Annotated in this window: 18 protein-coding genes, 1 tRNA gene and 1 riboswitch; of the genes, 12 read left to right on the top strand and 7 right to left on the bottom strand. The window is 72.4% G+C overall.

All coding sequences use genetic code 11. The features are described 5' to 3' along the window. Positions 1-168: 168 nt before the first annotated feature. A complete protein-coding gene (locus EDD90_RS29280; RefSeq protein ID WP_123975935.1) occupies positions 169-1,548 on the bottom strand; it encodes an NAD(P)/FAD-dependent oxidoreductase in 1,380 nt (459 codons plus the stop codon). A gap of 414 nt (positions 1,549-1,962) precedes the next feature. Between EDD90_RS29280 and EDD90_RS29275 the strand changes: the two genes are divergently transcribed. Both EDD90_RS29275 and EDD90_RS29270 read left to right on the top strand, forming a co-directional pair. Then, positions 1,963-2,733: a TetR/AcrR family transcriptional regulator gene (locus EDD90_RS29275; protein WP_123975934.1), complete on the top strand. Its 771-nt coding sequence runs from the start codon at positions 1,963-1,965 to the stop codon at positions 2,731-2,733. A 232-nt stretch (positions 2,734-2,965) separates the two neighbouring features. Beyond that, entirely contained in the window at positions 2,966-4,867 is a 1,902-nt protein-coding gene (locus EDD90_RS29270) for a sigma-70 family RNA polymerase sigma factor (RefSeq protein ID WP_123975933.1), read from the top strand. Here the strand turns inward: EDD90_RS29270 and EDD90_RS29265 are convergent. Both EDD90_RS29265 and EDD90_RS29260 read right to left on the bottom strand, forming a co-directional pair. Then, positions 4,854-8,159 (bottom strand): BTAD domain-containing putative transcriptional regulator, encoded by a 3,306-nt coding sequence (locus EDD90_RS29265; RefSeq protein WP_185149261.1) that lies wholly within the window; start codon positions 8,157-8,159, stop codon positions 4,854-4,856. The genes EDD90_RS29270 and EDD90_RS29265 overlap by 14 nt on opposite strands. A 273-nt stretch (positions 8,160-8,432) precedes the next feature. Further along, positions 8,433-10,511: an asparagine synthase-related protein gene (locus EDD90_RS29260; protein WP_123975932.1), complete on the bottom strand. Its 2,079-nt coding sequence runs from the start codon at positions 10,509-10,511 to the stop codon at positions 8,433-8,435. A gap of 758 nt (positions 10,512-11,269) precedes the next feature. On the opposite strand from EDD90_RS29260, the gene EDD90_RS29255 reads away from it, so the two are divergent. From EDD90_RS29255 to EDD90_RS29240, 4 genes are all read left to right on the top strand, one after another. After that, on the top strand, positions 11,270-12,694 hold the full coding sequence (locus tag EDD90_RS29255; protein WP_123975931.1) for an MFS transporter: 1,425 nt from the start codon (positions 11,270-11,272) through the stop codon (positions 12,692-12,694). Between the two features lie 152 nt (positions 12,695-12,846). After that, on the top strand, positions 12,847-14,067 hold the full coding sequence (lhgO, locus tag EDD90_RS29250; RefSeq protein ID WP_123975930.1) for an L-2-hydroxyglutarate oxidase: 1,221 nt from the start codon (positions 12,847-12,849) through the stop codon (positions 14,065-14,067). A 77-nt stretch (positions 14,068-14,144) separates the two neighbouring features. Further along, entirely contained in the window at positions 14,145-15,026 is an 882-nt protein-coding gene (trmB, locus tag EDD90_RS29245) for a tRNA (guanosine(46)-N7)-methyltransferase TrmB (protein WP_185149260.1), read from the top strand. Positions 15,027-15,036: 10 nt separating this feature from the next. Next, on the top strand, positions 15,037-16,389 hold the full coding sequence (locus EDD90_RS29240; RefSeq protein WP_185149259.1) for a PrsW family intramembrane metalloprotease: 1,353 nt from the start codon (positions 15,037-15,039) through the stop codon (positions 16,387-16,389). 354 nt (positions 16,390-16,743) lie between these two features. On the opposite strand, the gene EDD90_RS29235 is transcribed toward EDD90_RS29240, so the two are convergent. From EDD90_RS29235 to EDD90_RS29220, 4 genes are all read right to left on the bottom strand, one after another. Further along, a complete protein-coding gene (locus tag EDD90_RS29235) occupies positions 16,744-17,706 on the bottom strand; it encodes an aldo/keto reductase (RefSeq protein ID WP_123975929.1) in 963 nt (320 codons plus the stop codon). A gap of 165 nt (positions 17,707-17,871) precedes the next feature. Continuing rightward, positions 17,872-18,894: a M23 family metallopeptidase gene (locus EDD90_RS29230; RefSeq protein ID WP_123975928.1), complete on the bottom strand. Its 1,023-nt coding sequence runs from the start codon at positions 18,892-18,894 to the stop codon at positions 17,872-17,874. A 7-nt stretch (positions 18,895-18,901) separates the two neighbouring features. Next, positions 18,902-19,061, bottom strand: a riboswitch (cyclic di-AMP (ydaO/yuaA leader). A 325-nt stretch (positions 19,062-19,386) separates the two neighbouring features. After that, positions 19,387-19,460: transfer RNA gene (locus tag EDD90_RS29225), tRNA-Met, on the bottom strand. Positions 19,461-19,522: 62 nt separating this feature from the next. After that, positions 19,523-20,650 carry a dihydrofolate reductase family protein gene (locus EDD90_RS29220; RefSeq protein ID WP_123975927.1) on the bottom strand — a complete coding sequence of 376 codons (1,128 nt, stop codon included), beginning with the start codon at positions 20,648-20,650 and terminating at the stop codon, positions 19,523-19,525. 100 nt (positions 20,651-20,750) lie between these two features. Between EDD90_RS29220 and EDD90_RS29215 the strand changes: the two genes are divergently transcribed. From EDD90_RS29215 to EDD90_RS29190, 6 genes are all read left to right on the top strand, one after another. Next, positions 20,751-21,281, top strand: a complete 531-nt coding sequence (locus EDD90_RS29215; RefSeq protein WP_123975926.1) for a MarR family winged helix-turn-helix transcriptional regulator — start codon at positions 20,751-20,753, stop codon at positions 21,279-21,281. Between the two features lie 152 nt (positions 21,282-21,433). Further along, the gene (gene ribA, locus EDD90_RS29210) at positions 21,434-22,075 is read left to right on the top strand and encodes a GTP cyclohydrolase II (RefSeq protein WP_123975925.1); all 642 of its coding nucleotides are present in this window, start codon (positions 21,434-21,436) and stop codon (positions 22,073-22,075) included. A gap of 67 nt (positions 22,076-22,142) precedes the next feature. Then, positions 22,143-22,730 carry an O-methyltransferase gene (locus EDD90_RS29205; RefSeq protein ID WP_123975924.1) on the top strand — a complete coding sequence of 196 codons (588 nt, stop codon included), beginning with the start codon at positions 22,143-22,145 and terminating at the stop codon, positions 22,728-22,730. Between the two features lie 6 nt (positions 22,731-22,736). Further along, the gene (locus EDD90_RS29200) at positions 22,737-23,480 is read left to right on the top strand and encodes a hypothetical protein (RefSeq protein ID WP_123975923.1); all 744 of its coding nucleotides are present in this window, start codon (positions 22,737-22,739) and stop codon (positions 23,478-23,480) included. Positions 23,481-23,588: 108 nt separating this feature from the next. After that, on the top strand, positions 23,589-23,837 hold the full coding sequence (locus tag EDD90_RS29195; protein ID WP_123975922.1) for a hypothetical protein: 249 nt from the start codon (positions 23,589-23,591) through the stop codon (positions 23,835-23,837). Positions 23,838-24,094: 257 nt separating this feature from the next. Beyond that, positions 24,095-24,745 carry a DUF3566 domain-containing protein gene (locus EDD90_RS29190; RefSeq protein WP_123975921.1) on the top strand — a complete coding sequence of 217 codons (651 nt, stop codon included), beginning with the start codon at positions 24,095-24,097 and terminating at the stop codon, positions 24,743-24,745. Positions 24,746-24,807 lie beyond the last annotated feature (62 nt).

Below are 24,807 nucleotides of genomic sequence, written 5' to 3'. Positions count from 1 at the left end.
TGTCGTCGTCTCCGGCCGGCTACGGGAGCGGCCGGGGAGTCCGGGGGAAGTCCCCCGGTGCAGTTCTGGGGAGAAGCCTTGTGCTCGGTCGAGGGCAGTCTGGCAGGGTGGCCGTCGACGGCGACATCCGTGAGACGCCGGGGCGGGCCGTGGAGTTCCTGAGTTCCGTCAGGACGACCCGTTCGAGTCGTCCGAGGGACTGTGGGGAGGCTTTCCACCGGCCGCGAGTTCGAACTCCGCTCGGGGATGTTCGAGTGATCCGAGCGAGACGATCTCCCGTTTGAAGAGCCCGGAGAGGGTCCATTCGGCGAGCACGCGGGCCTTGCGGTTGAAGGTCGGCACCCTGCTCAGGTGGTAGACGCGGTGCATGAACCAGGCAGGGTAGCCCTTCAGTTTGCGGCCGTAGATCTGGGCGACGCCTTTGTGCAGTCCGAGGGAGGCGACCGAGCCGACGTAGGCGTGCTCGTAGGTGTCGAGGGGTTCGCCGCGCAGTGTGTGCACGATGTTGTCGCCGAGGACCCTGGCCTGGCGGACCGCGTGCTGGGCGTTGGGGGCGGTCTCGGTGCCGGGTTCGGCGGCGGTGACGTCGGGGACGGCGGCGGCGTCGCCCGCGGCCCATGCGTGGTCGGCGCCGTCGATGGTCAGCTCGGCGGTGCATTTCAGGCGCCCGCGCGGGGTGAGCGGAAGGTCGGAGGCGGCGAGCACGGGGGGCGGTTTGACGCCGGCCGTCCAGACGAGGGTGCGGGTCGGGAAGCGCTGGCCGTCGCTGAGGACCGCGATCCGGTCGGCGCAGGATTCCAGGCGGGTGCCGAGCAGCACCTGGATGTTGCGGCGGCGCAGTTCGGTGACGGTGTAGCGGCCCAGCTCGGGGCCGACCTCGGGGAGGATCCGGTCGGTGGCCTCGACCAGGATCCACTTCATGTCCTCGGGCTGGACGTTGTGGTAGTACCGCGTCGTGTAGCGGGCCATGTCCTCCAGTTCGCCGAGGGCTTCCACGCCCGCGTAGCCGCCGCCGACGAAGACGAAGGTGAGGGCCGCGTCGCGGATCGCGGGGTCACGGGTGGAGGAGGCGATGTCCATCTGCTCGATGACGTGGTTGCGCAGTCCGATGGCCTCCTCGACGGTCTTGAAGCCGATGCCGTGCTCGGCGAGACCGGGGATGGGCAGGATGCGGGCGATCGAGCCGGGGGCGAGGACCAGTTCGTCGTACTCGAGAAAAGTGGCGCCTTTTCGCTCCTCGGCGGTGGCGAGCGTGGCGACGGCGGCGGTGCGTTCGGCGTGCCGGACGGAGGTCACCTCACCGATGACGACATGGCACTGGTCCAGAACGCGGCGCAGGGGTACAACGACATGACGAGGGGAAATCGAACCCGCGGCCGCTTCCGGAAGGAACGGCTGGTACGTCATATAGGGATCGGGCGTGACGACAGTGATGTCGACCTCACCTCGCCTGAGCTCCCTCTTCAGCTTCCGTTGCAGCCGCAGGGCCGTGTACATCCCGACGTAGCCGCCGCCGACAACGAGAATGCGCGCACGTTCCTTCACCATCCCATGACGCACCCGTGACTCTTGTTTGTCCACAGTCCCGGCAATTTGTGTGACCGGCGGGCGACTGTGCGGGGCGCCGGCCGCGCGGTTCGCGCCGCAGGAAAGGGGCCAGGTCAGCGGGGGCGGACACGGGGGCGTGAAGCCATCGAATCGGGACGTAAACGACCCGTACTCCGATCGGGGGGCGCTCTGTGCGGAACGTCCCCCTTCTGAATTGACAGCCTCTCAACTATGTTCGTGTGTCAACGGGGTGCAGGGGGTGTGGCCGAACGGTCCGCGACGGGCGGTCCGCCCGGCCGACGGCCCACGGATCGTTCGTGGATCGATCGAGGATCGGCGGCGGTTCCACTCACTCCGGCTATCAGTGGCGGGGAGAGTCTCCGGGGGGAGACGTCATTAACCGGGGGAACACAGATGCACATTCAGGACACACATTGGTCAACGGCTTCCGCCCTCGCATCCGGCGGCGGAACGGTGAGCGCGGCGGCGGGCAACGGACGCGGTGACGGGTCGCGTACGACGCCGCTGCGGGTGGACGCACAGCGCAATCTGGAGCATGTGCTGCGTGCGGCGCGCGAGGTCTTCGGCGAGCTGGGGTACGGCGCGCCGATGGAGGACGTGGCGCGGCGGGCGCGGGTCGGGGTCGGCACGGTGTACCGGCGCTTCCCGAGCAAGGACGTGCTGGTGCGGCGGATAGCCGAGGAGGAGACCTCCCGGCTGACCGACCAGGCGCGCGCCGCGCTCGGGCAGGAGGACGAGCCGTGGTCGGCGCTGTCGCGCTTCCTGCGCACGTCGGTGGCGTCGGGGGCGGGGCGGTTGCTGCCGCCGCAGGTGCTGCGCGTGGGAGTGCCGGAGGAGGTCGGCGGCGGGGCCGGGGCCGAGGAGGCTCGGGTGCCGCAGCAGCGGACCCAGTCGGGGCCCGGTGAGTTGCGGCTGGTGTCGGAGGAGCGGGAGCCGGTGGCTGCCGTCGGCGACGACACCGGGGCGGCTGCGCTGCTCGAGGTCGTGGGGCGGCTGGTGGACCGGGCGCGGGCGGCGGGCGAACTGCGGCCGGACGTCTCCGTCTCCGACGTGCTGCTCGTGATAGCGACGGCGGCGCCGTCCCTGCCAGATGCCGCGCAGCAGGCGGCGGCCTCGTCGCGGTTGCTGGACATCCTGCTGGAGGGGCTGCGGTCCCGGCGCTAGCGGTGTCCCGCGATGACCGTGGGCGGGTGCGGGTGAACTGTGGCTGATCGCGCAGTTCCCCGCGCCCCTACGGAGCGCGAGGTTTCCCCTTACGAGTGAACGTCAGTTCAGCGCGTTGACAGGTGCGCTCGGACGAGTGGAAGGTCTGGTCCTCAGAGTCCTGAACAAAGGCCAATGTGGCAGTCTGACCCGGTGATTCGGTCGGATTGGGCAGGTATCGGGGGCGTCCGCGATGAGCGTTGACGGATGGGACGAGTCGTCCGTCGGTGACGAGACCGCCGCGCCGCAGGTACCAAGTCAGGGCAGGCGGGCCGATGTGCCGACCGCCGGCAAAGCCACTGAGGGGAACGTTCCGGCACAGCGCGGCGGGAGTGTGCTGCCGCCGCCCCGCGAACGGCCGTCCGCCGACAGTCAGTTGATCGAGCGGATGCGGGGCGGCGACGACTCCGCCTACGAGGAGCTGTACCGGCGCCACGCGGACGCCGTGCGGCGCTACGCGCGGACCTGCTGCCGGGACGGGCACACCGCCGACGACCTGACCGCCGAGGTGTTCGCGCGGATGCTGCAGGCGGTGCGTGGCGGGGCCGGGCCCGAGTACGCCGTGCGCGCCTATCTGCTCACCTCCGTACGGCGGGTCGCCGCGCAGTGGACCAGGTCGTCCCGGCGGGAGCAGCTGGTCGACGACTTCGCGGTGTTCGCGGCGCAGGCCTCGCACGGCTCCGAGGCGGCCGATGGCCACACACTCGACCTCGGTGCCGATGTGCGCGCGATGCACGAGGCCGAGCAGTCGATGGCGATGCAGGCGTTCCGTTCGCTGCCCGAGCGCTGGCAGGCCGTGCTGTGGCACACCGAGGTCGAGGAGGAGTCGCCGAGCGAGGTGGCGCCCCTGTTCGGGCTCGACGCCAACGGGACGCGTGTCCTTGCCAGCCGGGCCCGTGAGGGGCTGAAGCAGGCCTATCTCCAGGCCCATGTGAGCGCCTCCCTCGTCGACGACGAGGAGTGCGCCCGCTACGCCGACCAGCTCGGCGGCTACGCCCGCCGCAGGCTGCGCATCCGCGCGGAGCGGGGGCTGCGCAAGCACCTGGAGGAGTGCGCCAGGTGCCGGCTGGCCGCCGCCCAGATCGAAGAGGTCGCCGCCGGTATCCCGGCCGTCGTCCCGGTCGCGGTCATCGGCTGGTTCGGTGCCGCCGGGTACGCCAAGGCGCTCGGGATCATCGCCGGTGGCGCCGGAGCGGGGGCCGCGGGCGCGGCCGCCGCGGCGAGCGGCTCGTCCGGCGGCGCGGGTGGCGGCGGTGGCGGCGCGGCCGCCTCGGAGGCGCTGGGGGCGCCGGTGAAGGCCGGTATCGCCGCCGGAGTGGTCGCGGCGGCGGTCGCCGCGGTGGCCCTCGCCCTGGCGAACGACAGCCACCCCGCCAAGGGGACCGCCGAACCCTCCCCGTCCGCACCGGTGGTGCAGCCCCAGACGCCCACCCCCACCCCGCCGAAGAAGAAGCCGGAACCCGAGCCGGTCGTCCTCGCCCCCGAGCCGGCCCCGACCCCGACCCCGACCCCGACACCGGCGCCGAGCCCGAAGGCCACCCCGCAGCCGGAGCCGACCACCGCTCCGACGCCCACCCCGACTCCGAAGACGACCCCCACCCCCACCCCGACTCCGAAGACGACCCCCACCCCCACCCCGACGCCCACGCCACCGCCGGCCCCGGTCGTCTACGAGTGGAACGAGCTGGGCTACGACATCACCGGCGACCACACCCGGCCCGAGATGCGGCTCGGCGAGAGCAGCTGGGTGTGGCAGCGCTACGGCATGGCGGTCGCCGACAAGGAGTACGCGAACGGCGTCACCGTGCACGGCCGGTCCTCCGTCACCGTCGACCTCAACCGCCGGTGCACCGCCTACGACGCACTGGTCGGCGTCGACGACACCACACTCGGGCCCGGCAAGGTCACCTTCGCCGTCTACGCGGACGGGGTCCGGCTGTGGCAGTCCGGGGTGGTGGAGGGCGGGCAGGCCGCCGTACCCGTCCATGTGGACCTCGCCGGGCACAGCACCGTGCGCCTGGAGGTCGAACCGCTGACCGCGTTCGACGCAGTGGCGCTCGCCGACTGGGCCGAGTCGAAGTTCAGCTGCCGGTAGCCGTGGACATGCTGGTCAGCTCGCGCAAGGCGTCCTGCTCGGTGAGGGACGCACCGCGCGAGCGCTCGGCCGTGTAGCGCTCCGGGGGCAGCACCGCGCGGGCGGCCGTGTCGACCTCCTCGGCACGGGTGCGCTCCGGCTCGGGACGGGCGTTCCCGGCGCGCCACTGATCGGCGGCGGCGTACAGCCGTACCGCGCCCGCCAGATCGCCGAGCCGGGCCAGCAGGTCGGCGCCGATGTCCACCAGCGCCGCCGTGATCGCCTCGGCGCTGTGGTACTCCACCGCCTCGCGCAGCGCCGCGGCCAGGATCGGCAGCCCCCGTGCGGGGCCGGACTCCAATGCCGTGACCATGGCGTCGACCGCGCCCAGCGCCGCCGTGAACTGCGGTGGCGCGGTGCCACCGGTCATCGCCACGCAGGCGGCATCGTGGAACTCGCGTGCACGGACCGCGTCGCCGTCGTACTGGGCGATGTGCGCCCGCAGCACCGCCACATACGCCCGTGACTCCGCCACCGCGTACCGGTCGGAGGCCGCGCCCGCCTGGTCCAGGACGGCCAGCGCGCCCCTCCGGTCGCCGGACCGGAAGGCGATCTCGGCGAGCCGCGCGAGCAGGAACGGCGTCTCCGCGTACGCGCCGACCTCGTGGGCGAGCCGCAGCGCCTCCTCGTACTCGCCGCGTGCCTCGTCGAACCGGCCGCGCGCCATGTCCGCCTCGCCGGCCGCGCTGCACACCTGCGCCCGCATCCAGCGGTCCCCGACCCGCCGGCTGAGGGTGCGCAGCTCGGCCAGTTCCTCGTCGACGCCCCGCAGGTTGCCGGGTGAGTCGACCAGGACATGGGTGCGGTACATCAGGGTGGCGCCGATCTCCCAGTCGCCGCCGTATGCCCGGCAGTTGGCGACCACGGCGGACATGTCGGGGGCCACGTCCGCCGGGCCGCCCAGGAAGTACGTGGTGAACGGCCAGACGATGCCCGGCAGCCGGGCGGACCGGGGGCCGCCCTCCGCGAAGTACGCCCGGATGACCGCGACGTACTCCGGGACCCGCTCGTCCGTCACCAGGTCCACGGGGCCGGACTCGGATGTCAGGAACAGGTCGAACAGCCTCAGGTCCATGCGCAGTTCGTGCAGCGGATGTCCGGCCTCGGCCGTCGGGGCGGCCAGCAGGGCGCCCACCGGGTCCGCCGTCTCGGCGGCCGCGCGCAGTTCGTCCGGGCCGGCGTCCTCGGGGAGGGTGTCCCGGGCGACGCCCAGGCGCAGCACCGCGCGCACCCAGTCCGTCGCCTCCTGGCGGTAGTTGCGCAGCCACCAGAACCAGCTGACGGCCAGGGCGATCCTGGCCGCCGCTGCCTCGTCACCCGCGCCCAGCGTCCGGTCCAGGGCGGCGCGGATGTTGTCCAGGTCGGTCTCCAGACGGCGGATCCACGGGAGTTGCTCCCCCGACCGCAGCTTCGGCTCCGCCTCCGCCACCAGCGCGCGCACCCACGCGCCGTGCCGCCGCTCGGCCGCCGCGCGCAGCCCGGGGATCTCCGCGGCCCGCTCGACCGCGTACTCGTGGATGGTCTCCAGCATGCGGTAGCGCATACCGCCGGTGCCGTCCGGGCCGTCCGGAGTGGCGACGATCAGGGACTTGTCGACGAGTGCGCCGACGAGGTCGGCGGCGGGGCCGGTGCAGACGGCCTCCGCGGCCGAGAGGTCCCAGCCGCCGGCGAAGACGGACACCTCGCGCAGGACCGTGCGCTCCCGCTCGTCGAGCAGGTCCCAGGACCAGTCGACGACCGCGCGCAGGGTCTGCTGGCGGGGCAGGACCGTGCGGCTGCCGGAGGTGAGCAGGCGGAAGCGGTCGTCGAGCCGGTCGGCGATCTGCCGGGGCGTGAGCAGTCGCAGCCGGGCCGCCGCGAGCTCGATCGCCAGGGGCAGTCCGTCCAGGCGGCGGCAGATCTCGTCGACCGCGGCGACCGCCGCCGGGTCGCCGAGCGCGGTGCCGGCGTCGGGACGGACGGTGGCGGCACGCTCCTCGAAGAGGCGGTGTGCCTGCTCGGGGACGAGGGGTTCGACCGGGCGCACCGACTCGCCGGGGACGCCCAGGGGTTCACGGCTGGTGGCGAGGATCGTGAGCCCCGTGCAGTGGGTGAGCAGGGTCTCGGCGAGGGCGGCCGCTGCTTCGATGACATGTTCGCAGTTGTCAAGGATCAGGAGCTGGCTGCGCGGGGCGCAGTGCTCGACGAGCAGGGCCGTGGGGTCGGCCTGCGGGGTCGCCAGCTCGTTGGTCAGGAGCACGGTCTCGCGCAGACCGAGGGCGCTGACCACCGCGCCTGGCACCGCCTCCGGCCGGTCGAGCGGGGCGAGCTCGACGAGCCATGCCTGCGGGAGCCCGGCGGCGGCCTCCTCGGCGAGACGGGTCTTTCCTGAGCCGCCCGGTCCGGTGAGGGTGACGAGACGGGCCCTGTGCAATTCGGAACGAACGGCGTCGAGTTCGGGTTCCCGGCCCACGAAAGAGGTGAGCCGTGGACGCAGGTTGCCGGTGCGGGGCGGAGGCGCGCCGAGCGGGGCGGGGGCCGCCGGGACGGGCGGCTGTTTGAGCAACGCCGTGTGCAGGTCCTGGAGTTCCCGGCCGGGGTCGGTACCGAGGCCTTCGGCCAGGGTGCGACGGGCGGTCCCGTACGCGGCGAGGGCGTCCGCCGGGCGGCCGGTGTCGCGCAGGGCACGGATGAGAAGGGCGTGCAGCGGTTCGTCGTACGGATACGCCGTGGTCAGCTCGGTCAGCTCCGGTACGACGTCAAAGGCGCGGCCCAGCCGGAGGGCGGCTTCGGCGCGGGCGCGGGTGGCCTCCAGCCGGAGCGCGTCCGGACGGGCGGCGGCCGCACTGCGGTCGGGGAGGTCGGCGAGGGCGGGGCCGCGCCACAGGGCGAGGGCCCCGGTGAGGACGCGGTGCGCTGCCGCCGGGTCGGCGGCGGCGAGGGCGGCCGCCCCTTCGCGCACCTGCCGTTCGAAGACGTGCAGGTCGATGTCGTCCTCGGTCGCTTCGAGGCGGTAGCCGCCGGGCGTGGAGGCGACGCTGTCCTTGCCGAGCGCCCGGCGGAGGCGGCCGACCAGGGCCTGGAGGGCGGCGGGGGCGTCCTGGGGCGGTTCGTCCGTCGCCCAGATCTCCTCGATGAGGATGTCGGGGGTGAGGGTGCGGGCGGGGTGGAGGGCGAGGGCGGTGAGCAGTGCGCGGAGGCGGGGGCCACCGACGGGTATGGGGGCGCCCTGGTCGTCGATGGCTTGGGCCACGCCCAGGATTCGGTACCGCACCGGGTCATTGTCGCCGGGGGGAGGGGGTGGGGCACGGGGTTTCGGGGCCGACCGGGGTGGGGGCTGGGCGGGGGGGGACGCTTACCGGCACTTGCAGGCGGCACGACTGCCCGCGGCTGAAGCTGAAAAGACACGGCTGAACAGCGCCCCGTAAGGGGCGCGGGGAACTGCGCGATCAGCCCCCACCGGCCCGCAGCCGAGATCCGAGGCGTCCACCCCGTAGCAGGGGTCTGGGGGCGGCAGCCCCCAGGGACGGCAGCCCACCCCGACTGGTCACGCACCCGAGGCCAGCGCCCCCCTCATCGGCCTGATCCCCGCAGGGACCGCACGCGCGCGTGCCGGTGTCCCCGTCCAGCACGTACCCCGGCGGGACAGCAGCCGGCGCAGCCACAGCTCCAGGGAGACCAGGTCGGCCAGCCCGTCCAGCGGCAACGGCTCGCCCGCGGCCGCCGCGCGCAGCGCCTTGCGGACCACCCGCGCCTCCACCAGGCCCGCCTGCGCCAGCAACGGCGTCGAGAAGAGGGCGATCAGGTCGTCGGCCGCCACGCGCAGCCCCGTGCGGGTCGCGGCCGCCGACGACGCGTGGGAGGGGGCGCCCCAGCCGGAGGGCAGGTCGGTGACGCCGGCGCCCTCCAGGACCGTACGGAGGATGGCCGCGCGGGCGCCCGGCTGGACCCGCAGCGCCTCGGGGAGCACACGGCAGGCGCGGACCACCTGGTTGTCGAGGAAGGGGGTGTGCAGGCGCTGGGAGCGGATCTCCACGGCCTGTTCCAGGACGCGGATGTCGGCCGCGTGGCGGGCGAGGACGGCACGCGCGCGGTAGTCGCCGGGGCGCTGTCCGGGGCCGACGCCGGAGCGGTTCGCCGCCCCCTGGAGCAGAACCGATACTTCTGCCAGGGCCTCACCGGTCAGCCAGCGCGCCGCGGGCCCCGGTCTCGCCCAGGTGAGCGCCGCGAGGGACGCGCCCACCGCGCCTCCGGGGTCGTCGAAGCGGCGCCTGAGCAGGCGCTCGGCGAGCGTCTCGACGCCCGCGCCGTACGGCGTACGCGCCAGGCGCCGCGCCGCGCTGTACACGCGCGCGGGGACCATCACCGAGCCGTCCGCCTTGGCGAGCGCGGCGACCGGGCGGACGAGGTGCCGGCGCTTGCGGTCCATCAGCAGGTCGGCGAGGCGCGCGGGGTGCGCGTCCAGGACCTGGCGGGCGCCGTAGCCGGTGAAGTGGTCGGCGCTGCCGGCGGCGAGCCGGGCACGGTGCCGGGCGGCGGAGACCAGGGACGGGCCCGGCTCGTCCGTGAGCGGGCCCTCCAGGTCGGCGTACGGCAGTATCTCCTCGCCGCCGGTCACCACCACGTGGTGCAGGCGCGGGTTGGCCGCCAGCGTCCCCGCGCGTTCGAGTTCCGCCTCGCGGCCGCCGGAGGCGAGGTCGTTGAAGGTGACGGCGAGGAGGCGTTCGCCGGCGCCGGTGCCGTGGCCCAGGACCGTGCCCGGCATGCCGGGCAGGCCCGCGGCCAGCAGGGCGAGGGTGGCCGACGCCGGGCCGCCGGAGAGGTCGGCACCGATGCCCGGGACCGGCATCCCGCGCGCCGCGCGACGCTCGGCGGGGCCCATTCCGGGCACCGGACCTGGGTCGATGTCCGGTACGTGGCGTGGCGCCGACAGCCGCGCGCGTACGGCTTCTACGAGCGCGTCCCGTACGGCGTCCACCGCGCTGTCGGGATCGGCGGAGGGGGCCGCGACGGCCAGCGAGGCGACCTGCTCGTACCCGGCGATCTCGCGCGCCCCGGTGCGCAGGATCAGCGCATGCCCCGGCGGAATGCGCCGTACGCCCTCGTACGGGGTCGAGTCGTGCAGCGCGGCGGGCACGTCGGGGGCGGCCAGGAGCGCGGCCAGGTGGCCGTAGTCGAGGTTGGCCTCGATGAGGTCGGCGAGCGGCAGCGCGGCCGTGGCGTAGGCCGTACCGCCTGCCCAGGGGCTGTAGAAGACCGGGCGGGCGCCCGCGAGGTCGCCGCAGACGGTGACCCGGCGGCCGACCTGGACGACGGCCGTGTAGCTGCCGGGCCAGGCCGTCAGATGCCGGAGTGCGCCCCCGCGCGCCGTGAACAGGCCGAGCCGCAGCTCCTCGTCGGTGGCGCCGCAGGTGCCGAGGACGGCGATGCGGTTCTGGGCGTCGGCCTTGATGACCCGCACCTCGTCGGGGCGCCAGTCGCCGACCGCCCAGAGCGGATCCGGGTCGCCCCACAGGAGCATCGAGCCGACCGGGTGGACGGTCTCGCCGTCGTATCCCGTGGCGCCGGCGGAGCCGATCGTGGCGGCACCGGAGGCGGTGCTGCTCCATCCCACCAACCACCGCATCGACGCCTCCACAGGGTGTGGACAACCGTGCACCGTACGAACCGGACCCCATGCTGCCATGAAGGACGCGCTCCGGAGGGGCGGTGGGGCCGCCTTTGATCCCTGATTGATCCCTGGCGGATTTCCGGGAGTTGCCGCAGGACGGGCACGTGCGCGCGTGCCGCGGAAGAGTCACGGAGGAGCCGCGGCGGAAGCGAACCGCCGTACGGCACAGGGCGACTGCGACGTGAATGCGCCCCCTGAACGCTCCCCCAGAACGCCCTTCACGCCCTCAATTGCCGTGGTAGGAGCGTTGATCGCCCGCAAAAGGTGGGGGCGATTTTCGGCCAAATCGGCGAAGGTGGCTCGGGCTTGTGCACGCTCCGTACATGCTTTGCGCATCACACGAGCACGTGCTCGAACGCGCACAGTCCGGGAGGCGGGCATCGCCTCCCGGACCGGTCCGCCACCCGCGGGGATGAAGGTGGCGGTGTCCCCCAGCCCACTGGATCCAGTACAGCGGGCCGACCCACGCAATGCCATGGAACCGCTCCCCCGGTGGCCGGAGAAGAGCGCACGGGCAGGCGCACGGCCACACGGCGGGGGCACGCCGCGACAGGCCGTGCACGGTGCGTATATGGGCCGCACTCGCGTACGGACCACAATCCCGCCATCCGGAACAATGCCCCTTAACGCTTGGGATGCGGCGAACTACGCTGGGTTTACGAATGCCGCGTGGTTATGCCAGCGCGGCAGCCGTCTGTGTCGAGGGGTGGCGCATGTCCAGGGAGCAACGCGGGCCGAACGAAAAGCTCGGCGCCGTTCTCGCCCTCGCGGGAATCAGCAACGCAGGACTCGCACGACGCGTCAACGATCTTGGCGCTCAACGCGGGTTGACTCTTCGCTACGACAAGACGTCGGTGGCGCGCTGGGTGTCGAAGGGCATGGTGCCGCAGGGCGCCGCGCCGCACCTCATCGCCGCCGCGATCGGCCAGAAACTCGGCCGCCCGGTGCCGCTCCACGAGATCGGCCTGGCGGACGCGGATCCCGCGCCCGAAGTGGGCCTCGCCTTCCCCAGAGACGTCGGACAGGCGGTGCGGTCGGCGACGGAGCTGTACCGTCTCGACCTCGCCGGCCGCCGGGCCGGTTCCGGTGGCATCTGGCAGTCGCTGGCCGGATCGTTCGCAGTAAGCGCATACGCAACGCCCGCCTCGCGCTGGCTGATAACCCCCGCCGACAGTTCGGTCGCGCGCGAGGCGAACACCGCCGAGGGGTCGGGCGCACCGCTCAAAGTCGGCCACAGCGATGTGCAGAAGCTGCGGGAGGCCGCCGAGGACGCCAGACGCTGGGACTCCAAGTACGGGGGCGGCGACTGGCGTTCGTCGATGGTGCCGGAGTGTTTACGAGTGGAGGCGGCACCGCTGCTGCTCGGCGCGTACTCCGACGAGGTCGGGCGGGCGCTGTTCGGGGCGAGCGCGGAACTGACGCGCCTCGCCGGGTGGATGGCCTTCGACACCGGGCAGCAGGAGGCCGCGCAGCGGTACTACATCCAGGCGCTGCGGCTCGCCCGCGCGGCGGCGGACGTACCGCTCGGCGGATATGTGCTGGCATCGATGTCGTTGCAGGCGACGTACCGCGGGTTCGGCGACGAGGGCGTCGATCTCGCGCAGGCCGCCGTCGAACGCAACCGTGGCCTGGCCACCGCGCGCACGATGAGCTTCTTCCGGCTGGTCGAGGCACGGGCACACGCGCGTGCCAATGACGCACAGGCCGCCGGGGCCGCGCTCAAGGCCGCGGAGGGGTGGCTGGAGCGGGCGCGGGAGGGGGACAACGATCCCTCCTGGCTCGGCTTCTACGGCTACGACCGGTTCGCCGCGGACGCCGCGGAGTGCTACCGGGACCTCAAGGCCCCGCGGCAGGTGCGGCGCTTCACGGAGCAGGCCCTTTCCAAGCCGACGGAGGAGTTCGTGCGGTCGCACGGGCTGCGGCTGGTCGTCTCCGCCGTCGCCGAACTGGAGTCGGGGAATCTCGACGCGGCGTGCGAGCAGGGGGTGCGGGCCGTGGAGGTGGCCGGGCGGATCTCGTCGGCGCGGACGACGGAGTACGTGAAGGATCTGCTGCACCGGCTGGAGCCGTACGGCGACGAGCCGAGGGTGGTGGAGCTTCGGGAGCGGGCACGGCCGTTGTTGATGGCGCCGGCGTGAGAGTCGCCCAAGCGTCTGCCGGGTTCAGTCATGGAGCGAGTGCGGGTGCGTTGTGGTTGCTCGCGCAGTTCCCTGCGCCCCTGAAGGGGCGCGCTGCACGCACCCGCGTTTGAAAGTGATGTCAGTGGCGCAGTGCACTATCGATGTGGGAGGTGGTGCAGGTGCGCGCCGGGATTGCTTACGACTGTGATGTGCTCGTCGTCGGTGGGGGGATCGTCGGGCTGTCCACCGCGTATGCGATCACCCGTGCCGCGCCCGGGACCCGGGTCACCGTGCTGGAGAAGGAGAGCGGGCCCGCCCGGCACCAGACCGGGCGGAACAGCGGGGTCATCCACAGCGGGATCTACTACCGGCCCGGGTCGCTGAAGGCCCGGTACGCCGTCAAGGGTGCCGCCGAGATGGTCAAGTTCTGTGCGGAGTACGGCATCACGCACGCCGTCACCGGCAAGCTGATCGTCGCCACCGAGCGGGCCGAGCTGCCCCGGCTGCACGCACTCGTACAGCGCGGCCGGGAGAACGGGATACCGGTGCGGGAGCTGGGGTCCGCGCAGATCGGGGAGTACGAGCCCGAGGTGCGGGGGCTCGCCGCCATACACGTCGGGACGACCGGGGTGGCCGACTTCGTGGGCGTCGCCCGGCAGCTCGGGGCCGCCTCGGGGGCGGAGCTCCGGTACGGCGCGCAGGTCGTCCGGGTGGACCGGCGGCCGGAGCGGGGCGTGGCCGTGCTCACCTCGCGCGGGGACGTCGTACGCGCACGCGTGCTGGTCAACTGCGCCGGGCTGTACTGCGACGAGGTCGCCCGGCTGACCGGGGACGAGCCGGGGATGCGGATCGTGCCGTTCCGGGGGGAGTACTACGAGCTGGCGCGCCCGGAGCTGGTGCGGGGGTTGGTGTATCCGGTGCCGGATCCGGCGTTCCCGTTCCTCGGGGTGCATCTCACGCGCGGGATCGACGGGGGCGTGCACATCGGGCCCAACGCGGTGCCGGCGCTGGCCCGGGAGGGATACGGGTGGGGTGTCGTACGGCCGCGGGAGATCGCCGGGACGCTGGCCTGGCCGGGGGCGTGGGCGCTGGCGCGGCGGCACTGGCGGTACGGGGGCGGGGAGCTGCTGCGGTCGGTGTCGAAGCGGGCGTTCACGACGGCCGTGCGGCGGCTGCTGCCCGTGGCGGAGGAGGCGGACCTGGTGAAGGCGGCGGCCGGGGTGCGAGCGCAGGCCGTGCTGCGGGACGGGACACTCGTCGACGACTTCCTGATCAAGGAGGGCCCGCGGGCGGTGCATGTGCTGAACGCGCCCTCTCCGGCGGCCACGGCCTCCCTGCCGATCGGGCGGGAGGTGGCACGGAGGGCGCTGGACATGCTGGGTTCGGTGTGAGCCCTGTGCGCCCCCGAAGCACGAGGCTGCCCCGAGGCCCCTCCGAGCCGCGCACGGGCCGTAAAATCGACTGCACTGTGTCTGACTCGCTCAATGCCCCCGAAGCCCCTCAGCCCGCCGGGACCGTCCCCGGCGCCGGCTCCCACCACATCCCCGGTGTGTCCGTCCGGCACACCCGGGCCAAGGGGGAGCCGCGGTTCCCGGACGGGCCCCAGGCCGATCCGGCCGGCTCGCACTTCGAGCGGCGGATCCGCAGCTTCCAGCCGCGCCGCAGCCGGGTGACCGCCGGGCAGGCCGACGCGCTGCAGCGGCTGTGGCCCAAGTGGGGGCTGGACATCGACGGCCGGCGGACCATCGACCTCGGCGAGCTGTTCGGGAACGGCAACCCGGTGGTGCTGGAGATCGGGTTCGGAATGGGCGAGGCGACCGCCCAGATGGCCGCCGGGGACCCGGACACCAACATCCTCGCCGTGGACGTGCACACCCCCGGGCAGGGCAATCTGCTCAACCTCGCCGACCAGCAGGGGCTGTCCAACGTCCGGGTCGGCAACGGCGACGCGATCATCCTGCTGCGGGAGATGCTCGGCCCCGACTCCCTCGACGGGCTGCGCGTGTACTTCCCCGACCCCTGGCCGAAGAAGCGGCACCACAAGCGGCGGCTGATCCAGCCCGAGTTCCTCGATCTCGCCGCGACCCGGCTGAAGCCGGGGGCGGTTGTGCACTGTGCGACGGACTGGGAGCCGTACGCCGAGCAGATGCTCGAAGTGCTCACCGCGCACCCCGAGTTCGAGAACACACAGGCCGACGGCGGTTTCGCGCCACGTCCCGGGCACCGGCCGCTGACCCGTTTCGAGGGCCAGGGACTGGACAAGGGACATGTGGTGAACGATCTGCTCTTCCGTCGCGTACAGCATCGGGTGCGGCAGAGTCCGCAGCACCGACTGGAGTCACCTCGTTAGGGTCGATGCCGTGGCCAGCTACCCGCCGCCGTACCCGTCGCAGCCGTCATATCCGACGTATCCGCCCTATGCCCCGGACCCCGCCGACGACGGTCTGCGGCATCCCCACTGGTGGCAGCGGCGCTGGGTGCGATACGGGGCGCTGAGCACGCTGCTCGCCCTCTCCGGCCTTGTCATCCTGGCGCTGGTGCGGGAGCAGACGGGCACGGAGGGCTTCCTCGTCGGGCTGGGGCTCGCCGTACTGCCCGTGCCGCTGCTCGTGGCTGCGTTCCGGTGGCTCGACCGGGTCCAGCCGGGTCCCTGGCGCAACGTGCTCTTCGCCTTCGCCTGGGGCGCCTGCGCGGCCGCGCTGATAGCCATCGTCGCCAACAGCTTCGCCACGCGCTGGATAGCGACCGCGACCGCGGATCCGAGCAGTGCGGACACGCTCGGGGCGACCGTCATAGCGCCGATCGTCGAGGAGTCGGCGAAGGCCGCCGCCGTACTGCTGGTCTTCCTCTTCCGTCGCCGGGACTTCACCGGGATCGTCGACGGGGTGGTGATAGCCGGGCTCACCGCCACCGGGTTCGCGTTCACCGAGAACATCCTCTACCTCGGTACGGCCTTCGGGACCGACCAGCTGACCGGTGACAGCGGGATCGCCTCCGTCACCGCCGCGACCTTCTTCGTGCGCATCGTCATGTCGCCCTTCGCGCACCCCCTGTTCACGGTCTTCACCGGCATCGGCTTCGGCATCGCCGCGCTCTCCGGGGAACGGCGGCGGGCGCGGCGCGTGCTGCTGCCGATCGCCGGGCTGCTGTGCGCCATGAGCATGCACGCGTTCTGGAACGGCTCGTCGGCCTTCGGGCAGTTCGGGTTCTTCGCCGTGTACGGCATGTTCATGGTGCCGGTGTTCGGGCTGCTGACCTGGCTGGCCGTCTGGACGCGGCAGCGGGAGCTTCGGACCGTGCGGGAGGAACTGCCGGCGTACGTCTACGCGGGGTGGATCGGAGTGGCCGAGCCGTTCGTCCTCGGCTCGATGCGGGCACGGCAGATGGCCCGGGAGTACGCCGCGTACCACTTCGGCAAGACGGCGGGGAAGGCCGTCGCCGAGTACGAGCAGTACGCGACGACGCTCGCACTGCTGCGGCGGCGCGGGCAGCGGGGGCGGGCGGGGGCCGACTTCGTGGTGCGCGAGCGGGAGCTGCTGACGGAGCTGTGGAGCCGACGGGAGATCACACGACCGGCACTGGAGTACGCGGCCCGGACGGCCGCGCCGGCCGGCTGGCCGGGGTACGGCGGATACACGGCGCCGGCCTACGGGACGCCGGGGTGGTACGGAACGGCGGCACCGTATCCGGCGTACAACCCGTACCAGACGTAGCCGTCGGGGCCACGGCCGGTCGGCACCGCCGAAACCCACCGCCGCGGCTGCGCGCCGTCGCGGCGGAAGAGAAGGTGCGCGGCGTAGCGGGTGGACGGCGAAGGCGGCAGCCCCGAAAGTCCGACCACGGCGCCAGGCCACCGCCACCAGCCCGACGCCGCCAAAGCTCTCCGTCAGGGCCGCGATCGCCCGGCACCGCCGAAACCCACCGCCCCGGCTGCACGCCGTCGCGGCGGAAGAGAAGGTGCGCGGCGGAGGGGAGAGCACTGCCACACCTCGCCGACGTCGCCCCGGAGCGACCGCCACCGGCTCCCGTCAGCTCATGCCGAAGCCACCGCCACCACCCCCGTCAGCTCATGCCGACGCGGTCGTCAGCTTTGTCAGGTCTTCCTCTGTCAGGTGCAGGTCCGCGACTGCCAGCAGGGCCGGGAGCTGTTCCACCGTGCGGGCCGAGGCGATCGGGGCGGTGATCGTGGGCTGGGCCGCCAGCCAGGCCAGGGAGACCGTGGGGATCGGGGCGTTGTGGGTCTCGGCGACCTCGTCCAGGGCCGTCAGGACCTTCTGGCCGCGCTCGGACTCCAGGTACTGGGCGGCGCGGCCCGCTCGCTGGCTGTCGACGGTCGTGCCGGGGCGGTACTTGCCCGTGAGGAAGCCGGCGGCCAGGGAGAAGTAGGGGACCGCCGCGAGGCCGGTGCGGGAGGCCAGGTCCTGGAGAGGGCCCTCGTAGGTGTCCCGGGAGACCAGGTTGTAGTGGGGCTGGAGCGCGACGTACCGGGCGAGGCCCTCGCGGTCGGAGAACTCCAGGGACTCCTGAAGGCGCTCCGGCGTGATGTTGGACGCGGCGATGTGTCGGACCTTGCCCGCCCTCACCAGTTCGTCGAGCGCGCCGATGATCTCCTCGACCGGGACCTCGGGCTTGTCGAAATGCGTGTAGTAGAGGTCGATGTAGTCGGTGTCGAGGCGGCGCAGGGACGCGTCGGCGGCGGCCTTGATGTTGGCGGCCGACAGACCGGGGTAGTCGGGGTGCTGGCTGACCTTCGTCGCGATGACGACGTCGTCGCGGTTGCTGCGCGCCTTGACCCACTTGCCGATGATCGTCTCGGACTCGCCGCCCTTGTTGCCCTCGATCCAAGCCGTGTAGGCGTCGGCGGTGTCGACGAAGTTGCCGCCCGCGGCCGCGTAGGCGTCCAGGACGGCGAAGGAGGTGGCCTCGTCGGCCGTCCAGCCGAAGACGTTGCCGCCGAGGGCGAGCGGGAAGACCTCCAGGTCGGAGGCGCCGAGCTTACGGAAGGAAGCGGAAGCGGAAGAAGCAGTCATGCTTCAGTTCAACATCGGTGACCTGGCACCCCATGCCTGGGCAATACGAAGTTCTCGTAAAAGCGGAGAACAGGCAGAGAACAGGAAGCGGGCCCGACACGCCCGACCGGCAGCCCTGACGTCGGGGGGTTGTCGTCAGGACCGCCGGGGATCAAGAGGTGTCCGTCAGGGGTTGAGGCCCTTGCCGCGCAGCCAGGTCATCGGGTCGATGCCGGTGGCCTGGCCGCCGGGGTGGACCTCCAGGTGGAGGTGCGGTCCGGTGACGTTGCCGGTGGCGCCCACGCGGCCGATGACGTCGCCGGTGGAGACCTTCTGGCCGACCGAGACGCCGATCGAGGACTGGTGGCAGAACCACAGCTCGGTGCCGTCGTCCAGGGTCAGGATCGTGCGGTAGCCGTAGGAGCCGGCCCAGCCCGCCTCGGTGACCGTGCCGCTGTGGACGGCCTTGATCAGCGTGCCGGTGGGGGCCGCGAAGTCGAGGCCGGTGTGGTAGCCGGAGGACCACATGGAGCCGGCCTGGCCGAAGGTGCCGGTGATCGTGTACGAGACGACCGGCAGCGTGTACTGCTTGGCCAGCGCGGCGAGCCGGGCCTGCTCGGCCTTCTGCTTCTCGGCGACCTGCGCCTTCTCCTTGGAGTCGGCGGCCTTGGCCGCGGCCGCCTTCTCCGCCTTGGCCTCCGCGGCGGAGATCGCCTTGTCGGCGGCGGCGACGGCCTTGGTGTCGAGCTGGTTCTGCTGCCGCTCGGCCTGGGCGATGATCCGGTTGCGCAGCGCCTCGCCGGCGTCGGACGAGGAGGAGTCCGCGTCGGTGGCGGTCGTCGTGGTGACGCTGCTCAGCGCGGTCTGGGTGGCCTGGTGGCCGCCGTTCCCGCCGAACAGGGAGTCGACGGAGGACAGGTCCGGCATGGAGATGGAGACCGGCGGCTTGCCGGTGTTGGCGCTGGCCATGCCGCCCGCGCCGACGGCGGCGATGACACCGACGCCGAGAACCGTGGAGCTGCGGGCGAGCCCGCCGCCGCGCTGCTTGGCGACCCGGTGCCGGCCGCGTACCGGGTCGAGGGACTCCTCGGTGGGGTTCCACTCCTCCCAGGGGCCCTCGTCGGTGCGGTAGCTGCCGTAGCCGAAGGTGTCGGGTTGCCGCTGGCTGGGCACGAACGGAGCTGTCGGGGCAGGTGGGTTGGACGCCACGCGGGCGCACTCCTTTCCTTCCGCCGCCTACCGGGTTAGCTGACGGGTTCGGAGCAGAAGGTCTCCTACGCGCGTATACCGGCCGTTTTGTACCCGGCGGTAGCCTCGCGATTCACCCCAAGGTGGTGGTTCCCCGGTTCCCTTACGGGATTCGGCGCGTGCGCACGGAGCCGTCGCGGGTGACGGCTGGGACGACCGCGCTGCGTTATCGAACGTTAATAGACCCAGCCGTCAGATTCCAAGATGTTCGCCTTGATCATTAAGCTTCCACAGCACGGACTTACCTGCCACGACAGGCGAAAAACGGGCGAGTTGACCGGACCTCCTGTCCACACCAGGAGTCACACGCGTTTTGATGGTGTCTCAGATGTTATGCGGAGGGCGGTCGCCCGGACACCGGATGTGACAACGGCGAGGCTGCGCCCATCAGCGCGGACGGGATACGACTCAGGGCCGGAATCCTAGAATTCGGATTCCGGCCCTGGTCTTCAGTAGCGGGGACAGGATTTGAACCTGCGACCTCTGGGTTATGAGCCCAGCGAGCTACCGAGCTGCTCCACCCCGCGTCGGTGAAACCAGCATACGCCATCGGAAGAGGGGAAGTCACACGGGTTACGAGGGGGCCTCGTCACACGAGGTGCGCGTTCGGCACCTTCGCCAGGTCCTCGTACTCCCCCAGCACCACCACCGCCACCCCCCGGTCCCGCAGCATCCCCGTCCCGTCGGCGGCCGCCACGAACGTGTCGGGCTCGCGCCACGCCGTCACCACCCGGCGTACCCCCGCCCTGAGGATCAGCTCGGCGCAGGGGTGCGGGCGGGAGGAGCGGTGGGTGCAGGGTTCGAGGCTGGTGTAGACCGTGGCCGTGGGCAGGCGGGGGTCGGCCGGGTCGATCTTGGCCAGGGCCGCCTCCTCCGCGTGGACCACGGGGTCGCCGGCCTCCCGGGAGTGGCCGCGGGCCAGCTCCGTGCCGTCGGCCGCGACCACCACCGCGCCGACGCTGAACGCGGTCCGGGACGGCGGGCACTCGGCCGCCAGCTCGCAGGCGAGCCGCAGCCAGTGGCGGTCGGCGGCGGAGGCCGGCGCGCCCTCGCCGGGGGCCGTGGGCTCGTAGCGCATGAGGACGACGTCCTCGATACGGCGGCTCTCCAGGAGCCGCAGCCGCCCGGCCTGGTAGCCGCCGGGACCGAACAGGCGCGGTGCCTTCGGGTCGCCCACGAACAACGGGGCCAGCACCAGCTGGACCTCGTCGGCGAGGCCCTGCTGGAGGAGCTGGGTGTGGACGGTGCCGCCGCCCTCGACCATCAGGCGCCGTACGCCCCGTACGTCGTGCAGATGCTCCAGGAGGCGGCGCCAGTCGAGGTCGGCGCCGAGGGCCACGATGTCGGCGGCGACGCCCTGGGCGGCCGCCCGCTCCGCACCCGTATCCGTCGTGTAGAGGACCTTCTCGCCGCCCGTGTGCCAGAAGTTCGCGTCCGGGTCGAGGTCGCCGGTCGCGGTGACCGTGACCTTGAGGGGGTACTCGGGCTTCCCGGCGGCGACCCGGGCCGCGCGCCGCCCGGGGTCGTTGACCAGGAGCCGCGGGTTGTCCGCGCGGATCGTGCCGGCGCCGATCAGGATCGCGTCGACGGACGCGCGCACCTCGTCGACACGGTCGAAGTCGGCCGGGGACGAGAGCAGCAGTCGGTCGGGGCCGGTGTCGTCGAGGTAGCCGTCGAGGGAGACGGCGGCGGACAGCAGGACGTGGGGGTACGGCATCGGACGCGCTCACTCTCGGCGGCGGGCGGGCGGGGGCGTTGGGACGCAGTCTGCGAACTGGACGCTTGGTTAAAGTTTGAAACAAACCTACACTGGCCCCATGACGACTCGCTGGCTCACCCCGAAGGAGCAGCGCGCATGGCGCGCATTCATGGCGGCGACGAACCTCTTGGAGGACGCGATCGACCGCCAGCTCCAGCAGGACGCCGGCATGCCGCACCTGTACTACGGCATCCTGGCCAACCTCTCCGAGGAGCCGGAGCGCAAGCTGCGGATGACCGATCTCGCCGCGAAGGCGAAGATCACCCGCAGCCGGCTGACGTATGCCGTGACCCGGCTGGAGAAGGACGGGCTGATCCGGCGCGAGGACTGCCAGTGGGACAAGCGGAGCAGCTTCGCGATCCTGACGGACGAGGGCATGGCGGCGCTGGAGCGCACGGCGCCGGGACATGTGAACACCGTACGGGCGGCGGTGTTCGACCGCCTCTCCGAGGACCAGGTGGAACAGCTGGAGGAGATCAGCTCCGTGATCGCGCGGGCGCTGGAGGGTGAGGAGGCCCCGCGGCCGACGTCCGACGAGGTGCCGTGGCGGCGCCGTTCGTCCCCCTGTTCCGGTTCCTCCTCTCAGTGAACCCCGGGTTCAGCATCCCCACAGAAATCTGTTGCTTCAAATTTAAAACATGGGGTATGGTTCCAGCCGTGGATCTGCTTCAAATCTGAAGCAGGCGCCCGCGAGGTCCCCCACAGGGACAACCGTCCTGCACCCGGACACAGGAGAACCCGATGACCGACCACCCCGCCGCCACCCAGCGCGCCCGCGTCCGGGTCCCGCTGCGCTTCAACGACGGTTACAGCGTCAACGCCGAGCTCGTCACCTTCCACGGCCTGACCGACGGCCAGGAGCACGTGGCCGTCGTCCTGGGCGACCCCGCCCCCGGCACCCTTCCGCTGGTCCGCCTGCACTCCGAGTGCCTGACCGGCGACGTCTTCGGCTCCGCCCGCTGCGACTGCGGCCCCCAGCTGCGCGAGGCCGTCGAGCGCATCGCCGACCGCGGTGGCGTCCTGCTCTACCTGCGCCAGGAGGGACGCGGCATCGGCCTCTACAACAAGCTCGACGCCTACGCCCTCCAGGACCAGGGCCTCGACACCTACGAGGCGAACGCCGCCCTCGGCCTCCCCGAGGACGCCCGTGACTACACCGCCGCCGCCCAGATGCTGCGCGCCCTCGGCATCGACGAGCTCGACCTGCTCTCCAACAACCCCGACAAGGCCGAGCAGTTGCGCGGACTCGACGTCACCGTCCGGGACCGCGTCCCGACCGGTGTCTTCAGCACCGCCCACAACGTCCGCTACCTGCGAGCGAAGGTCCTGCACACCCAGCACACCCTGCCGCTGGGCGAGTTGACGGAGCTCAACGCGGGCTGAGCCCCGGCATGGACCGGCCGGATGTGCTAGCAACGAGAACTCACGCACCTCTGTGACGGGAGCCTCCGTGGACGACCAGCTGGCGCATGTTCTCGACGACCTCCACCGGGAAGGGCGGGCGCACGACGGCCCGCTCGCCGACCGGCTGCTCCGGCTGCGGAACATGACCCCGGACGCCGCCCGGCTGATCGCCACCCTGATCCGCGCCCGGTGCGCGTCGTCCGTACTGGAGATCGGCACCTCCAACGGCTACTCGGCGATCTGGTTCGCCGACGCGGTCCGCGACACCGGCGGCCGGCTGACGACGGTGGAGATCGACGGGGCGCGGGTCGCGGCCGCACGGGCGAACCTGGCGCGCGCCGGGGTCCGGGAGCAGGTGGACGTCGTCCACGGCGACGGCGCCGAGGTCCTGGCCGGCACCCCGGACGCGACCGTCGACCTGGTCGTCCTCGACGCCGAGCGGCCGGCGTACGTGGACTACTGGCCGCATCTGCGGCGGATCCTGAAGCCGTACGGCGTGGTGGCCGTCGACAACGCGTCGAGCCACCGGGACCAGGTGGCCGCGTTCCACGAACTGCTCACCATGGAGCAGGAGTTCGCCGTCGCACTCCACGAAGTGGGCGACGGGGTGCTGACCGGCGTACGGCTACGCTGACCCGGTATGACCCGCGAAGAACCACAGTTCCTGCTCGTGCGGGCCCGGGGCGGTCCGTCGCCGCTGTACGAGCCGGAGGTCTCCTGGGCCGAAGCGCACCCGGACGCCTTCACCCGTGACGTCCCGTTGGACGACGACCGGCCCGCCCTGCCCGGGGAGCTGGCGGACGCGCTGCGCTCATGGGCACTCTCCCGCCCGGCGGACGGAGTCGCCTCCCGTCCCGGCCTGCGCAGGCACGCCGCACAGGGCCTGGCCCTCGCCCGGCGGCTGGCCCGGCACCTCGGCCCGTCCTGGGCGGTCTGCTACTGGGACGAAGGCCGTCGCACGACGAAGTGGCTGTGCTGGGGCTGCGACCGTCTCCACTGGGAGCGCGACAGCCACGGCGCGCCGCCGCACCCGGTCGACATCACGGTCGAAGGCGAGTTCAAGTACGGTCCCCTGCGGTCCGACGGGTTCGGGGACTTCCTGCCCGACGACCCGGCCGCCGCGCTGGACCTGTCCGAGGGCCTCGTCGCCGATCTGTACGCGTGGGCGAAGGACATCGACGACGCCCTCAACCGGTACGTGCGGGACCGGGAGGACGGTAGGTACGGCGCCGAGTGCGAGCGGTTGTTCCGCGCGGGCTCGGCGTTGGCGCAACGGCTCGCGCACGAGCTCGGCTCGTCGCGGACGGTGACCTACAAGGGCCTGGCCAACGGTGGCCTGGCGGCCATCACTTCGGTCAGCTGGCGAGGGGACCGGCAGCTGTAGCGCGGTGGTGGCAGCAGCACGCGGCACAGCCGGATGCGGTCGCCGCCGTGCTCACTCCGTGCGGTCTCAGGCGGCGCTCCGCCCGGCTGCGCCCGTCGCCGACGCGGCGTGCGGCAGGCGCGGGGCGACAGGGTCCCCACCCGCACCAGCGACGCACCCGAACTCGCCGACAGGTACAGCAGGGACAACGGGACGAACAGCCCGGTCACCACGGAGTCGACCATCAGCACGAGGAAGACCGCGATCCCGGCCGTGTTCCGCCGGGGCCGTGCGGGATGTGCACCGGGTGAACTCCGCCGTCGCCCGAGCGACCACGACGCCCGGCTGCCCGACCGCGTCAAGAATCCCCCCGGCTGACGAACTCGTCTGTTGGACTCGTCACTTGTATCCACAGCCCTCGGTGGACAACCCCCGCCGAAATCTTTGGCAAGCCCTTACCGGCCGGGCATGTAGGCCGAACGGGTGATGTCCTGTCGTACGGACCCAGGACCGGGTGGGCCCCGCACCAGCCCGCCGAGACCGGCCCGCTCCCGCTCACTCACCGTCGTCGCCGGGGATGCGCGGCCGCACACCCGCACATAACGTCGCAGGTGGGGGCCAGCCAGGGAGTGGACATGAGCCGAACCAAGCGCAGCAGGACCCACAGCACGGCCCGTAAGCGGGTGCCGAGGATCGCGTCCCGCATCGTGACGGCACCGACGGCGCCCACCCCGAAGACACCCGGACCCGAGTCGCCGCAGCCCGCGCCGGCCCGTGATCACGCCCTCCCGCACGCCCCACCGCGTCGGCCCACCCACATGCGCATATCCGAGACCAACCCCTGGTCGGTCACGGTGATGAGCTCCCTCTTCCTGGGAGGCCTGGGGGTGTGCGTCCTCGGCGCCGTGCTCGGTGCGTCGGTGCTGCTGGACATCGTGGCCCCGGGCGAGTGGCCGACGCCGTGGGAGACGCTGATCATCGCCTCCGGGGTGGTCACGCTGGAGGTGGTCCTGGGCACCGTCCTGGCCTGCCTGTGCAGCTTCATGTACAACTACACCGCGCGGTTCAGCGGCGGAGTCGAAGTGGCCCTGACCGACGATCTCAGCGACCCGGTACCGGCCGCCCAGGCCCTCCAGCTGATGACACGGCTGCAGACCCGAGCCCGGCAACGCCTGCACGCCTGCCTACCGACCAACTCCCGCACAGGCGACCGCCCTTCCCGCCGACGCCATGACGGCTCCTCCCCACCCGCTCTCGAAGAGAACCACCACCCCGAGCAGCCGTAACAGCCAGACGGTCCCGTCGAAGACGCCACCACCGTAGGTCTCGACCAGTTCCCTGCAGTCGC

It is taken from the genome of Streptomyces sp. Ag109_O5-1 (assembly GCF_003814875.1).
In the GTDB taxonomy this organism is placed as follows: domain Bacteria; phylum Actinomycetota; class Actinomycetes; order Streptomycetales; family Streptomycetaceae; genus Streptomyces; species Streptomyces sasae.
Note: the sequence above shows the minus strand (reverse complement) of the source record. Positions and strands in the feature narration are given on the sequence as shown.